This window comes from Alteromonas abrolhosensis, assembly GCF_001953635.1.
Taxonomy (GTDB): Bacteria; Pseudomonadota; Gammaproteobacteria; order Enterobacterales; family Alteromonadaceae; genus Alteromonas; species Alteromonas abrolhosensis.
On record NZ_MEJH01000002.1, the window covers coordinates 72,132 to 85,439 of the forward strand.

At 46.0% G+C, this 13,308-nt stretch carries 14 protein-coding genes; 6 read left to right on the top strand and 8 right to left on the bottom strand.

The window, feature by feature from the left end; translation table 11 throughout:
• Positions 1-57: 57 nt before the first annotated feature.
• The 3 genes from BGK61_RS00310 to BGK61_RS00320 all read right to left on the bottom strand — a co-directional run bounded on the left by BGK61_RS00310 (position 58) and on the right by BGK61_RS00320 (position 3,543).
• Positions 58-1,407, bottom strand: a complete 1,350-nt coding sequence (locus BGK61_RS00310) for an N-acetylmuramoyl-L-alanine amidase (protein WP_076025985.1) — start codon at positions 1,405-1,407, stop codon at positions 58-60.
• A gap of 84 nt (positions 1,408-1,491) precedes the next feature.
• The gene (tsaE, locus tag BGK61_RS00315) at positions 1,492-1,974 is read right to left on the bottom strand and encodes a tRNA (adenosine(37)-N6)-threonylcarbamoyltransferase complex ATPase subunit type 1 TsaE (protein ID WP_014999858.1); all 483 of its coding nucleotides are present in this window, start codon (positions 1,972-1,974) and stop codon (positions 1,492-1,494) included.
• Between the two features lie 69 nt (positions 1,975-2,043).
• Positions 2,044-3,543, bottom strand: a complete 1,500-nt coding sequence (locus tag BGK61_RS00320) for a bifunctional ADP-dependent NAD(P)H-hydrate dehydratase/NAD(P)H-hydrate epimerase (RefSeq protein ID WP_014999859.1) — start codon at positions 3,541-3,543, stop codon at positions 2,044-2,046.
• Positions 3,544-3,549: 6 nt separating this feature from the next.
• Between BGK61_RS00320 and queG the strand changes: the two genes are divergently transcribed.
• Positions 3,550-4,692 (top strand): tRNA epoxyqueuosine(34) reductase QueG, encoded by a 1,143-nt coding sequence (gene queG, locus BGK61_RS00325; RefSeq protein ID WP_076011992.1) that lies wholly within the window; start codon positions 3,550-3,552, stop codon positions 4,690-4,692.
• 64 nt (positions 4,693-4,756) lie between these two features.
• Here the strand turns inward: queG and BGK61_RS00330 are convergent, their stop codons facing one another.
• From BGK61_RS00330 to nudC, 3 genes are all read right to left on the bottom strand, one after another.
• Positions 4,757-5,377, bottom strand: coding sequence for a hypothetical protein (locus tag BGK61_RS00330; protein ID WP_076011991.1), 621 nt, complete (start codon positions 5,375-5,377; stop codon positions 4,757-4,759).
• Between the two features lie 23 nt (positions 5,378-5,400).
• Positions 5,401-6,492: a uroporphyrinogen decarboxylase gene (gene hemE, locus BGK61_RS00335; protein WP_076011990.1), complete on the bottom strand. Its 1,092-nt coding sequence runs from the start codon at positions 6,490-6,492 to the stop codon at positions 5,401-5,403.
• A 268-nt stretch (positions 6,493-6,760) separates the two neighbouring features.
• Entirely contained in the window at positions 6,761-7,594 is an 834-nt protein-coding gene (gene nudC / locus BGK61_RS00340) for an NAD(+) diphosphatase (RefSeq protein ID WP_083648695.1), read from the bottom strand.
• A 159-nt stretch (positions 7,595-7,753) separates the two neighbouring features.
• Between nudC and BGK61_RS00345 the strand changes: the two genes are divergently transcribed.
• The 5 genes from BGK61_RS00345 to BGK61_RS00365 all read left to right on the top strand — a co-directional run bounded on the left by BGK61_RS00345 (position 7,754) and on the right by BGK61_RS00365 (position 10,906).
• Positions 7,754-8,218 carry an Rsd/AlgQ family anti-sigma factor gene (locus tag BGK61_RS00345; protein ID WP_014999864.1) on the top strand — a complete coding sequence of 155 codons (465 nt, stop codon included), beginning with the start codon at positions 7,754-7,756 and terminating at the stop codon, positions 8,216-8,218.
• A 35-nt stretch (positions 8,219-8,253) separates the two neighbouring features.
• Positions 8,254-8,727: a transcriptional repressor gene (locus BGK61_RS00350; protein ID WP_014999865.1), complete on the top strand. Its 474-nt coding sequence runs from the start codon at positions 8,254-8,256 to the stop codon at positions 8,725-8,727.
• On the top strand, positions 8,717-9,181 hold the full coding sequence (locus BGK61_RS00355; protein ID WP_014999866.1) for a chemotaxis protein CheX: 465 nt from the start codon (positions 8,717-8,719) through the stop codon (positions 9,179-9,181). Before BGK61_RS00350 ends, BGK61_RS00355 begins: the two co-directional genes overlap by 11 nt.
• Entirely contained in the window at positions 9,171-9,608 is a 438-nt protein-coding gene (locus BGK61_RS00360) for a secondary thiamine-phosphate synthase enzyme YjbQ (protein WP_076011989.1), read from the top strand. The genes BGK61_RS00355 and BGK61_RS00360 overlap by 11 nt, the downstream gene beginning before the upstream one ends.
• A 101-nt stretch (positions 9,609-9,709) precedes the next feature.
• Entirely contained in the window at positions 9,710-10,906 is a 1,197-nt protein-coding gene (locus BGK61_RS00365) for an OmpA family protein (protein ID WP_076011988.1), read from the top strand.
• Between the two features lie 230 nt (positions 10,907-11,136).
• Here the strand turns inward: BGK61_RS00365 and dnaB are convergent, their stop codons facing one another.
• The gene (dnaB, locus tag BGK61_RS00370) at positions 11,137-12,522 is read right to left on the bottom strand and encodes a replicative DNA helicase (RefSeq protein WP_014999870.1); all 1,386 of its coding nucleotides are present in this window, start codon (positions 12,520-12,522) and stop codon (positions 11,137-11,139) included.
• 115 nt (positions 12,523-12,637) lie between these two features.
• The gene (locus BGK61_RS00375; RefSeq protein WP_076011994.1) at positions 12,638-13,108 is read right to left on the bottom strand and encodes a hypothetical protein; all 471 of its coding nucleotides are present in this window, start codon (positions 13,106-13,108) and stop codon (positions 12,638-12,640) included.
• Between the last annotated feature and the right edge of the window lie 200 nt (positions 13,109-13,308).

Genomic DNA, 13,308 nt, shown 5'->3' on the forward strand with positions numbered 1-13,308 from the left:
GCGAAATTACATGTAAGAGTGCAGAGCTTTCGCGAAGACGAAAAACGGAACCTCGTTTTATGTCCTCGGAATATTCAACACCTGTCCTACGCGCACAACATCACTTGAAAGATCGTTAGCCGCTTTAATGCTGCTTATTTTCACATTGTAACGCTGCGCCAGTAAGGAAAGCGACTCACCACTTCTTACTTTGTGCGTTCGGTTGTTCGCTCTTTCTTGTGCCCATAGTGTACCATCAGGCGGAACTTGCTTGAAGTAACGCTTAGTCGCATTAAACATGGCACTCGCTAAGCGCTCACGATGTTTCGACCAATTCAGATTTTTCTCTTCTTGTGGGTTAGAAATGAAGCCGACTTCAACCAAAATAGAGGGGATGTCAGGCGCAGTAAGAACAGCAAAACTGGCGGCTTGTGGCCTTCTTTTATGAAGACTGGTCACCTGCTTTAACTCTTCTACCACTTTATTGCCTAAATCGTGGCTGGTCGCCATGCTGTGATCCATCGATAAACCCAGTATGGTTTCAGTTAGATATCGCTCGCTTGATTTGTCATTGATAACCTCAGCGGCTCCACCTAATAGTTCCGAGTGGCGTTCAGATTTTTCTAGCCATCGACCTAATTCGGTATCGGCTCTTCGCATGGATAATACCCATACCGAACCGCCTCGTGGTTGAGGCTGACTAAACGCATCGGCGTGAATAGAAATAAGCAGGTCGGCTTTTTTCTCCCGCGCGATTTCGGGACGTCGATTGGGAGAGACATAATAATCATCGCCACGGGTCATGATAGCGCGCATGCCTCGCTCCCGATTTATCATGTCTTCCAGCTTTTTAGCGATACTCAGCGTAATATGCTTTTCATAGGTACCAGCCGGACCAATTGACCCCGGGTCATGACCACCGTGCCCGGCGTCGATGGCGACGATAATATCTCGGTCGCGGGCGCTGGTAGAATCATCAATAACTACCGAACTCGTGGATGCCGACGCTGATAACGTTGGCGACGGCTTCGGCGCACTATCCGGCAAATCGACAACCAGCCTGTGTCCGTAAGCACCATCGGGGGTTACTGCAAACAACGAGGGCTTTGTATTTCTATTAAGCTCAACAACTACTCTGGCAGATGACTTGTTTTTCGGTGTGGAGTAGCGCAGCTTTTTAATCAAATCACCGCTATTTTCTATACCCGAAAGCTTTGCGGCGTCGCTGGTATTATCTAGGTCGATGACAAGTCGAAGTGGATTTTTGAGCGTGAAATAGGTGAACTCTGGCGCTGATTTCATATCGAAAACAACGCGCGTATTGTCCGGCGACGGCCATATTCTAACCCCGTCGATGTTATTTTGCGCGCCGTGTGCAAACTGCACAAGGAAACACAATAATAATACCGAAACTATACTGCGCACCATAATTAGCCTTTGTGTTATTGTTATGCCGCTCTCGTTAACTCCGGAGCCGCTATTTATTCAGTTTCTCTTTCACTTTGCATTGCATTAAACACGCTTGCATTGCTGAAGCAATTTCGCACCGTGGGCACTTTTTGCTTCCAAATTAAACTGCCTACCCGATGGCGTAATATTTATACTAATCACTAAGTCTGGGGATGCCAAGTATTCGCCCCCTTTTTCCGACCATTCAATAAGCGCGATAGCGCCCGAACCAAAGTAATCGCGAATTCCCATGAACTCTAACTCTTCTGGGTCGGCCAAGCGATATAGATCGAAATGATAAATATTGACGCCATCCAGTTCATAAGGTTCAACCAATGTATAGGTTGGACTTTTAACGCTACCTGAATGACCTAAAGATTGAATGAAATAACGGCTAAACGTCGTTTTTCCTGCACCTAAATCGCCGTTAAGATAAATAACAGCATCGGTAGGAAGTTGACTTGAAACGGCTTGCGCTAAGTCCTTGGCAAGCTGCGCAGTATCATCTACTTCATTAGCAAAAAAAGAGGTATGCGGGTAAGACATCAACAATATTCCACAGTAATACAAAGAAACACAGTAGATGCCTGCCCGTTTAAGACAAAACCAACCTATTTAGTGGTTGATAAGCGCACGTACTGCGTCGAACAAATCGCTCGCTATCATACCACGTTGACCATACAGTTGGGCAATATCATCACCGGCCTTTGCATGAAGCACCACACCATATTTTGCTGCAATGTCTGTTTCTACACCTTGAGCAAGCAATGCGCCTAATATTCCGCTAAGTACATCTCCACTTCCTGCGGTGGCCATACCGGGATTACCATGTCGGCAAACCCAGGTCTTCTTTTCGTTGTCGATAAGCGTGCCCGCGCCTTTAAGTACGCAGACCGCATGGTACCGTTGTGAACATTGCCTTGCGTAATTAAAACGGTCGCTCTCTACATCGTCAATAGATACACCAAGTAAACGAGCCGCTTCCCCTGCATGAGGCGTTAGAATGCTGTCCGACAAGGTGTACGCTGTTGACTGCTTACACAATAGATTTAGCGCATCAGCGTCAATCACCACAGGCTTATTCTGGCTTTGACAGTGTTTCATGGTGGTTTCAAACGTGCTTTCTGCCCATTCATCTTGCCCAAGGCCCGGCCCGATAACTACGCAAGTCGCCCATGCTAATGCGTCTTCCAAATTAAAGTCGGTAACCATGAGTTCAGGTCTACCTGCACTTACTTGAACAACTGAAGACTCATGGGTATACACGCGTACCATGCCCGCACCGCTTCTGAGCGCGGCTTCACTGGCTAGGCGAATTGCACCTGCAGTTCCACGGTTTCCACCAATACACAAAAGGCGCCCGTAAGTCCCTTTGTGACTGTTGATCTCACGTGGCCCCATTCCTTTAAAGTGGTCGATATTTAGCATGGTCGCGCTCGCTTTAGCTAACGCTTGAAAGGCTTTGCCAATACCCAAGTCTGCATACACTAACTTACCGCACGATTGCTTACCCGCCCCAGTGACAAGCCCTGGCTTTATGCCGACAAATGTCACCGTAATATCGGCCTGAACACAGCGGCCTAAGCTCTGCCCTGTGTTAGCATCAAGTCCTGACGGCACATCGACACTTACTACAGGTGTTGATGACGCGTTTACTGCATCGATAACATCAGCAAACTCGTTGCGAATATAGCTATTAATACCTGTACCGAGAAGCGCATCAATCACCACATCAGATTTTTCGAGGAGTGCAGCATCAAACCCGTTAATGCTGCCACCGGAGTCAAGCCAGCGCTGCTGCGCTTTGCCTGCATCACCTTCAAGCGTTCGTTCAGGCTCAACCGCACACAAATGCACTTGTTTACCGGCTAGTTTCGCGTTTATTGCTGCGATATACCCATCGCCCGCGTTATTCCCTTGCCCCACCAGCACTAAATAGACGTCCGAGTTAGGCATGAGTTCTAGACACTGTTTAAATACCGCGTCACCGGCTCTCTGCATCAAAGTAAACAAATCACAGCCCGACTCAGCAGCAGCTTGCGCTTCATTTTCTCTAACCTGATCGGCCCGAAATAGTTTGTATGATAAACTTGACGTTAATTGAGTATCTAGCATGAGCAAATGTCCGAAATTAGTTCTATCGACCTTGTTGAATTAACCAACAATATCAAGGCTTGGGGTACAGCGCTAGGCTTTCAACAGGTTGGCATCAGCGATATTGATCTACATCAGCACGAGGCTCACCTCAAGGAATGGTTAGACAACGGGTACCACGGTGACATGGCCTTTATGGAGAGCCATGGGATGAAGCGTGCCCGGCCAGACGAATTAGTCCCAGGGACATTGCGGGTTATTAGTGTTCGGATGAACTACTTACCGCCTGACGCTTCGTTTGCCGAACATTTAAAAAAGCCAGAAATAGGATACATCAGCCGCTATGCATTAGGCCGTGATTACCACAAAGTGCTGCGCAAACGCTTAAAACAATTAGGCGAAAAAATCACCGCTTCCCTTGCGCATACTCAATATCGCCCGTTTGTAGACTCAGCCCCCGTGCTGGAACACGCCATTGCTGAGAAAGCGGGTATTGGATGGACAGGGAAGCACAGCCTGACATTAAATAAAGAAGCTGGCTCTTGGTTCTTCTTAGGTGAGCTGTTCATCAATTTGCCATTACCCGTTGACTCACCTATTGAAGAGGGTTGTGGAAGCTGCACGGCGTGTTTAACCATTTGTCCAACCAATGCGATTGTTGCACCCTACAAAGTAGACGCGCGCCGCTGTATTTCTTACCTCACCATTGAGTCGGATAAAGACATACCTGAAGCATTGCGGCCTATGATGGGCAATCGCATATATGGCTGCGACGATTGCCAACTCGTTTGCCCATGGAATCGCTTTGCCGATGTTACCAGCGAGGAAGATTTCCACCCAAGACAGGTACTTCACGGCCAAAGCCTTAATGCGCTTTTCAGCTGGTCTGAAGAAGCGTTTTTACGCCATACAGAAGGCTCTCCTATCAGACGCATTGGCTTTGAAAAGTGGCAGCGAAATATCGCCGTAGCGTTAGGAAACGCACCTTATAGTGAAGAGAGCATCTTACTTTTGAAGGAAAGGCGAGGCTGCGTGAGCGACTTGGTTGACAGACATATTGATTGGGCACTTGAACAGCAACTAGAGAGACAACAGGCAGCTGACGTTAAAAATAGACAGCAAGCGCGACTTATTCGCGTTATTGAAAAAGGTTTACCAAGAGACGCTTAGCCTCACTGTATACGTAAGCCAAGCGATACCAAGAACCCAAAGAGTGAAATACTAATTTAAGGGCTTAACCTGCTGAAGCAACTTGGCCTTTTACATCAGCCTGAATGCTATCACGATAACGCACGCGGGCATTTGGCGAGTGAGATGCAGCAAAAGAAACGTTAAGTTTCAAACCGCGCTGCGCCACTTGAGTGGTAATGATCGGTGAACCGAATTGCCACCACGGCTCTTGCTCTAATGCTTCGATCACTAGCGACAGTTCTGTTTCAGAGCCATCATACTCACCGGTTATTTCACACAGACCGTTCTCACATTTCACCGAGTCCAATACAAAGCGTTCGTTGTTGGGGGGAAGTGCAAAAAACGTGTTTAATGAACCCTCAGTTTTAGTGTAGAAAAGCTCTGGCGCCATGGATTGTGCGCCTCTGGTCGCAGAAGTATCCACTAAGCCGTTAGATGTTACGTCAGAGCCAGTCAATGTGGCGTTAGCGTCATTCGAAACCAGCTTGGTGGCGGGTTTTATGACTTTCAGTTCGCTCGTTTCCGTGGCGCGAGAACGCGCTAACACATTAGTTAGTCGCTCTTTCTCTGCTTTAGATTCACTGAGTTGGTGTTGATAGCCAGAAAATTTATACCCAGCTATCAATGCAAACGCTATCAGCAACAACACAAGCCACGTTTTCATTACACTTCCTTTATTGAAGTCGCTTACTTGTGATATTGCTTACTAAGTTCGTGTACCGCATTAACGAACACACCTGCGTTTTCAGGTGGCACGTCTAAGTGGATACCGTGACCTAAATTAAATACGTGACCGCTCCCTTCACCGTAGCCTTCTAGTATAGACGCCACTTCCTGCTCAATTCTTTGCGGCTGGGCATACAGCATTGACGGGTCCATATTACCCTGAAGTGCAACATTATCGCCAATGCGCGCACGCGCTTCTTTAATGTCGATAGTCCAGTCTAAACCTACTGCGTCGCAGCCTGTAGCCGCAATTGATTCTAGCCACATACCACCGTTTTTGGTGAACAAGGTAACCGGCACTTTACGGCCTTCGTTTTCGCGGATTAGCCCACTTACAATGCGCTCCATGTACTGAAGCGAGAACTCTTTGTAGTCACGCGGAGATAATACGCCGCCCCAGGTATCAAATACCATGACTGACTGCGCGCCCGCAGCGATTTGAGCATTTAAGTACTCAGTAACAGAATCCGCCAGTTTTGCTAGTAACGCATGAAGCGTTGCTGGCTCAGCAAATGCCATTTTCTTAATTTTGGTAAAGGCTTTACTTGAACCACCTTCAACCATGTAAGTCGCTAGCGTCCAAGGGCTTCCAGAAAAACCAATGAGCGGTACTTCACCTTTAAGCTCGCGGCGAATGGTGCGAACGGCATTCATTACGTACTGTAATTCACCTTCTGGATCAGGAAGGCCAATTTTGTCTACATCCGCTTTACAGGTTATTGGATTTTTAAAGCGTGGACCTTCACCTGTTTCAAAGTAAAGACCTAGACCCATCGCATCTGGGATGGTCAAAATATCAGAAAAGAGAATAGCCGCGTCGAGAGGAAAGCGACGTAATGGCTGTAGTGTCACCTCGCACGCCAGTTCAGCGTTTTTACACAACGACATAAAATCGCCTGCTACTGCGCGAGTGGCTTTGTACTCTGGGAGGTAGCGCCCGGCTTGTCGCATCATCCATACAGGTGTGACATCAACCGGCTGCTTAAGTAACGCACGTAAGTAACGATCGTTCTTTAACGCGGGCTTATCAACACTGGGGAAATTTTGCGACATATAACTCACCTAAATAACTGAAGATATTTGAGCGCGAAAGTATACCAGTATTCTTTCCCAAGGTGTGCTAAAACCTGTATTAAAAAATCAACGTTTTAACGACAAATCGGTGTAGTGTCGATTATTGAAGACAAACAATACTTGAACATTAGGTTAAAAAGACGCTTGCACTTAAAGTGAGTGTTTGCTATTACTATAACCGTTAAAGAAAAGAAGCCCTACATGGGACCGTGCTAAACTTATTGAAACCCTGCCTCGGCAGGGTTTTTTATTTGTCGCCGATTAGAGACACCGTTTCAGCAATTAGCTGTCCAGCGATGGATACTTTAGGTGGAATAGTCGGCAACGCATCTATGTCAAACCACTGCGCGTCATCTATCTCGTTTTCCTGACAGCGAATTTCCCCGTCGTCATACTCAGCAATAAACCCAACCATCAGAGAATGTGGAAATGGCCAAGGTTGACTGTTGAAGTAGCGTAAATTTTTGACCTTCACCCCGACTTCCTCAAAAACTTCTCTATGGACCGCTTGCTCCAAGCTTTCTCCACTCTCCACAAAGCCCGCTAGGGTTGAATACATATTCGATTCCCTGTGGCGCACTCCTTTTGCTAGAAGAATTTTTTCATTGTTATGGATAGAAACAATGATGCAGGGAGACACGCGTGGATAGCTTCGATGCTGACAACGGTGACAGTGCATCGCCATTTCCCAATCTACTCGCTCTGCCTTTGCACCACATTGCCCACAAAATTGATGCGTTCGCAAAAAATGAATGTACTGCCAGGCGCGCCCAATAACGGAAAACGCAATATCGTGCTCAGCAAACAGTAGTTGTCTGAGCGAAACTCGCTCCCAACCTGGTTCATCAATATGTTCGGCACCTAAATCGACAACAAAAACAGGCATATCGCGCTCTGCTGTCTCGTTCAAAGGAGGAAGTTGATGAATATCATCTACGTAAGACGCTAAGAAAGGAATATCGGTTAGGTGAGCAACAGGAATAGACTCAGAAGACTCTTGCACTACGATTTTGCCTCGGCTAAAAACAACCCACATAGCTTGCTGAGCAGTTAACTTTGCCTCGTCTAACTTTATCATCATTGCACGTCACTCCTGTTTTCTGGTGCTTAATACTACACTATTAAAAGGCGTATTGATCGTTCCGTACATTTTGAAAAGAAGTTTTTCGCGCAAAATTTGTGTCGCTAGTGCACAGTGTTATACTGAAACTTATTGTCGCTAAACGGGTAACACATCAAAATGTTGCAACAGTTAGAAAGCGTTAAATCAAAATGGGGTGGGAAAAGCCAGGTTATTGACCGTTGGTTGATGGACAGGCAGGCGCTGTTAGTTTCGTTTTGTGAATTAGCAGGCATTAATAAACGCAGCGAGTGTTTACCCGGTCCAGACGAAATAGACAACTTTTGCAGCGCGTTACTCGATTATCTGTCGGTAGGCCACTTCGAAGTTTTCGATATGTTGGTTGAAAACGATAATGAAGGTCTTGCGCTAAGAGATAAACTTTACCCCAGATTGACAAAAACCACTGACGCAGCACTCGCATTTAATGATACGTTTGCACAAGCAGTAACGCCCGAGCAGGCCGCTGATTTTGATTCAGCCCTAGCCAAGCTTGGTGAGACATTAGAAGAGCGTTTTGCCTTGGAAGATGAGTTGATAGCTCATGTGCACACAAAAAAACGTGATCCAGAAGTGACGCTTTAATATAACAATGAAAGTCGAGTTTACGGTTATCATCAATGAACAAAACCACACTTATTCATAAGGCACGGGCCTATTGTGAGCAACGCGGTGCCAGATTCACACCGCTTAGAGAAAAGGTGTATGAAATTCTCGTTTCAAAACACGGCCCTATGGGTGCTTATGAACTACTCGACTCACTGAAAGAAACTGAGTCTAGTGCCAAACCTGCGACAGTCTATCGCGCCCTTGATTTTCTTCTCGATTTTGGGTTTATTCACCGCTTAGAATCTACCAATGCGTTCGTAGCCTGCTATCATTTCGGTTGTAATCACCCCGTTCAGTTCCTAATTTGTGACAGTTGTGGTGATGTTGCTGAGATTCAGTCCGAAGGCCTTCAAGACACCCTTGAAAGCCAAGCTAAGCAGCACGGATTTAAAGTATCTAAACAAACTATAGAGGCCCATGGATTATGTGCCGATTGTCAACAGACGGAAGATCACGCTGCCCAGGAGAGTGTAAATGAATGCTGATTTTGTGAACCCGTTTATTGCTGGTCTATTGAATGTGCTTGAAACTATGGCACAGACTAAGCTGACCCCAGGCAAGCCTAAACGCAAGCAAAGCGATGTTGCTAAAGGCGATGTATCGGGCTTAATTGGCATGGTGGGTCCAGACGTACGTGGTTCAATGTCAATCACGTTTGACGAGTCATTGGCTCTTACCATAATGGAAAGAATGGTAGGCGAGCGTCCAGACAAACTCGATGCCGAAGTAGGTGACATGGTTGGAGAAGTTACCAACATGATATGCGGTAATGCTAAGCGAGACCTTGCGGAGCGCGGTTACGAGTTCGGCATGGCGACGCCTATTGTTGTATCAGGAAAGCAACATACCATTAGCCATCAGGTAGACGGCGCAAAAATCATTCTCCCTTTCATGTGCGACGAAGGACTAGCGCATTTGGAAATCTGTTTTGACAAATAATTTCTGGCAGTCTGAAAAAATTACACTCGAGAGCTATCCGAGAGGATTCCACCTCATTACGCAGCAGGTGGAATCTGCATTACCTAGCATTCGTCAGGTTGAAGTTGGGCTTTTACACCTTTGGCTTCAGCATACAAGTGCAAGTTTGACAATCAATGAAAACGCCGATCCAACAGTAAGGCAGGATATGGAGGCGTTCTTCAACCATAGTGTAAAAGAAGAACTTTCTTTTTTCAGGCATACTTACGAAGGTAAAGATGATATGCCAGCTCACTTAAAATCGAGTATACTAGGGTGTCAACTTACTATACCTGTCCAACAAGGCAAACTTGCACTTGGAACGTGGCAGGGTATCATGCTCGGCGAACACCGAGATCATGGTGGAAGACGAACAATTATTGCCACATTACAAGGGATCGCAGCCTAACCCATATTATAAATGGCACAATTTGTGCTAGCGTATTACGCAAAGCACAACACAAAATTATCAAAAATCGATAATCACTCAACGTTAAACAGGATGTGACTATGAAACAACACTTTAAAATGGCAGCGCTATCTCTTGCTGTAATTTCTGCAACCAATGCATTCGCACAAGACTCATCTGAGCCAGAGTACAAAAACTGGTTTGGTATTTCAGGCATGCATTACAACACCGACGTTTCTCGCCCTCTTTCACTAACTGAAGGCGAAGTATACGATGACGGCTTAGGTGCAACGTTCGAATACGGATTCCGTTTCACTCAAAGCTGGGCTGCACGTGTAGAGTTCACGAAATTGTCTGTAGACTTCCGTGACGGCGGAGATGAAAGCGGCGAAATGACTGGCGTAGACGCACTATACTTTATGCCTGACGACGCGTGGTTTATCTTCGGTGGTGTTAAGCGCCAATCAGTAGGCGACTCAACTACACTTGGTAACATCGGTATCGGTAAACACTGGAAAGTAGGTGAAACTGCTCGCCTAATCACAGAAATCGCGACATACCACGACTTCGGCGAAAGCTATAACGATTACAGCGTTAAAGTAGGTCTTGCGATTCCATTTGGTAAGAGCACGCCTTCTATGCCTAAAGACAGCGACAACGATGGCGTTGTAGATAGCAAAGACCAGTGCCCAATGACACCTGCTGGCGTTCGTGTTGACGCTAACGGCTGTAGCATCGATGACGACAACGATGGCGTATTAAACAACGTTGATCAGTGTCCTAACACGCCTGCTGGCACTAAAGTAGATGCAACTGGTTGTGCAATCAAAGATTCTGACAACGATGGCGTTGTAGACAGCAAAGACATGTGCCCTGACACACCTGCAGGCGTAAAAGTTGACGCTAAAGGTTGTACAGTGTTTGACGAAGAGACAGTAGAAATCACGCTACGCGTTCTATTCGACAACGAAAGTGCTGTTGTTAAAATGCCAAAAGATCCAGAAATTGCTGAATTCGCTGAATTCATGAAGCAGTATCCTTCAACAACTGCTGTAATCGAAGGTCACACTTCTGCACCAGGTACTGAAGCTTACAACATGGACCTTTCTAAGCGTCGTGCTGCTAACTTCAAAGAAGTTATGGTAGACATGTACGGAATCGAAGGCTCTCGTTTAGAGACTATCGGTTACGGCGAAACTCAGCTTCTAGACAAAGGTAAGAACGCTGAAGCACACCGTGTTAACCGTCGCATTTCAGTGACAGTTAAAGACACTGTGAAAGTAGCTGAAGAAAAATAATTCATTTTATATGAATTGAGAAAGGCGCCGAAAGGCGCCTTTTTTGTTTGCGTTTAGCGCTTGAACACCGTTCTCTAAAAGCTTGCGCTACTAAAATATAATTAATACCGACCCGCATAGTTCATTACCCATTCAGAAGGTGCTGGCAAGTTTCCTAACAAAGCGTGGGAGTGCAGGAACGGTATACAATATGTGAAAGAGAGGGAGTACGGAACCGTTAAATATTGGCTTTAGTACTCGTCCGCAATGGCTGGACCTGCGTAGTTATCAAATCGTGAAAACTGGCCTTGGAAGGTTAGTCGACAGGTACCTATTGGACCATTACGCTGCTTACCAATAATAATCTCTGCAATGCCCTTATACTCACTGTTTTCGTGATAAACCTCATCACGATAAATAAACATGATAAGGTCGGCGTCCTGCTCGATTGAGCCAGACTCACGAAGGTCGGAGTTTACTGGACGCTTGTCAGCACGTTGTTCCAGCGTACGGTTAAGCTGAGAAAGAGCAACTACAGGTACTTCAAGTTCCTTGGCCAGCGCTTTCAGTGACCGTGAGATTTCAGCAATTTCCAAAGTTCGGTTGTCGCTAAGAGAAGGTACACGCATTAGCTGGAGGTAATCGACCATGATAAGGCTGATGCCGCCACGTTCGCGAGCGAGTTTACGTGCCCGGCTTCGCACGTCCATTGGCGTCAAGCCTGATGAATCATCAACAAACAAGCTGTCTTTGTCTTTAAGCATAGCCATGGTGTTGGATATTCGCGCCCAGTCTTCATCGTCGAGCTGTGCGGTACGAATTTTGGTTTGATCAACGCGGCTTAATGATGCCAGCATACGCATCATGATTTGTTCTGAAGGCATCTCAAGACTAAAAACGAGCACAGGTTTGTCTTCTGCCATCATTGCGTTTTCAATCAAGTTCATGGCAAAGGTCGTTTTACCCATCGATGGACGAGCCGCAACAATGATAAGGTCAGAAGGCTGCATACCACTGGTCATCTTGTCTAAATCGGTGAAGCCCGTTGTAACACCGGTCACCTCTTTATTGGTTTTCACCAATTCTTCTAGGCGGTCGATAGTCTTGCCTAGAATTGACTCAACATCACGGGGACCTTCGTTTTCACCAGTTCTTCGCTCGGCGATTTCGAATACTTTACTTTCTGCGAGATCAAGAATGTCTGCACTGTCTCGGCCTTCAGGGTTGTACCCTACTTCAGCGATTTCATGCGCTACGCCGATAAGTTCGCGTGTAATGGCACGCTCGCTGATAATTTGCGCATAAGACACAACGTTCGCGGAACTTGGGGTATTTTTGGCAAGTTCACCTAAGTAGGCAAATCCACCTGCATCTTCCAGTTCATCATGCTTTTCCAGCTCTTCTGATACCGTAATTAGGTCGATTGGCTGGCTACTGTTTAGTAGTCGAGTGATAGCGCGAAAGATTATTTGGTGTGAGCGATTATAGAAATCATTATCGGTGACGAGTTCCGCGACCTTATCCCAGCTCTCGGGGTCGATAAGCATGCTGCCTAAAACAGATTGCTCAGCCTCAATGCTATGAGGTGGAACCTTCAATTTCTCAACATTTTTATCGTTTTTAGACGCAGACGCCACGAGTGAAACCTATTCCAATGCACAAAAGTCAGTTGGATATTATGCGCTTTTAACGCTCATCTCTCAACAAAGGAAGTAGGACTTTTGTTGTGAAAGCGCAAAAAGGCGACATCGTTTAAAGCGTTTTCTCCAGCTTTAAAAACGTACCATCGACCAAGGTATAGGTATTACCGTTTTCCTGAAAGATTAAGGTAGAACCTAAGACGTCCGTGCCTTCTGAGCAAGACAAATTCACTTCAGTAATCTTGTCGTCACTAAAGCCAAGAGAAGACGGCGATGCTTTAAAAGCAGCGTAAAAGTCTTGGTTGCTGATATTTTTTGTTGAATAGACCGGCAATTCACAAAGCGTCTGATCTAGTTTAGCCGTGTCTGAAGCATACGTTACAGAGCGACCTAAGAACTTTTCTGATTCTGAAACAGAGTGGGCGGAAATACCCGGATTATAGGCCTTAGTTACAACCCAAGTACCCTCGTAGAAAGCGGGCTCTTGAACAGCACAACCTAAGGTAAACGCGCAAATCCCAAACGCACCAATAATTAGGCTATGAAACCGCCAAAACCTTTTGACGTGTCCAACAATGCTCAATTTGACCTCCATGCATAAAACAATTAACTGCGCAATTTTCTTAGGCGTAGCGCGCAGTATTCCTACCGTGTACCTAAGAGCGATTAAAATGTAGTTTTGTTACTTTTAAGCGCTCAATCACACATTTTTAGCGACCAAACAAAAAAAGCTGCGGTAACTCGCAGCTTTTCAATACTCACCACATGTCTGATTAATAAATG

Coding starts and splice junctions, on each gene's coding strand:
- nudC (WP_083648695.1), bottom strand. CDS start 7,594: ATGATGATAAAGTTAGACGAGGCAAAGTTAACTGCTCAGCAAGCTATG.
- BGK61_RS00350 (WP_014999865.1), top strand. CDS start 8,254: ATGAACAAAACCACACTTATTCATAAGGCACGGGCCTATTGTGAGCAA.
- tsaE (WP_014999858.1), bottom strand. CDS start 1,974: ATGTCTTACCCGCATACCTCTTTTTTTGCTAATGAAGTAGATGATACT.
- BGK61_RS00330 (WP_076011991.1), bottom strand. CDS start 5,377: ATGAAAACGTGGCTTGTGTTGTTGCTGATAGCGTTTGCATTGATAGCT.
- BGK61_RS00355 (WP_014999866.1), top strand. CDS start 8,717: ATGAATGCTGATTTTGTGAACCCGTTTATTGCTGGTCTATTGAATGTG.
- queG (WP_076011992.1), top strand. CDS start 3,550: ATGTCCGAAATTAGTTCTATCGACCTTGTTGAATTAACCAACAATATC.
- BGK61_RS00365 (WP_076011988.1), top strand. CDS start 9,710: ATGAAACAACACTTTAAAATGGCAGCGCTATCTCTTGCTGTAATTTCT.
- BGK61_RS00310 (WP_076025985.1), bottom strand. CDS start 1,407: ATGGTGCGCAGTATAGTTTCGGTATTATTATTGTGTTTCCTTGTGCAG.
- BGK61_RS00320 (WP_014999859.1), bottom strand. CDS start 3,543: ATGCTAGATACTCAATTAACGTCAAGTTTATCATACAAACTATTTCGG.
- BGK61_RS00345 (WP_014999864.1), top strand. CDS start 7,754: ATGTTGCAACAGTTAGAAAGCGTTAAATCAAAATGGGGTGGGAAAAGC.
- hemE (WP_076011990.1), bottom strand. CDS start 6,492: ATGTCGCAAAATTTCCCCAGTGTTGATAAGCCCGCGTTAAAGAACGAT.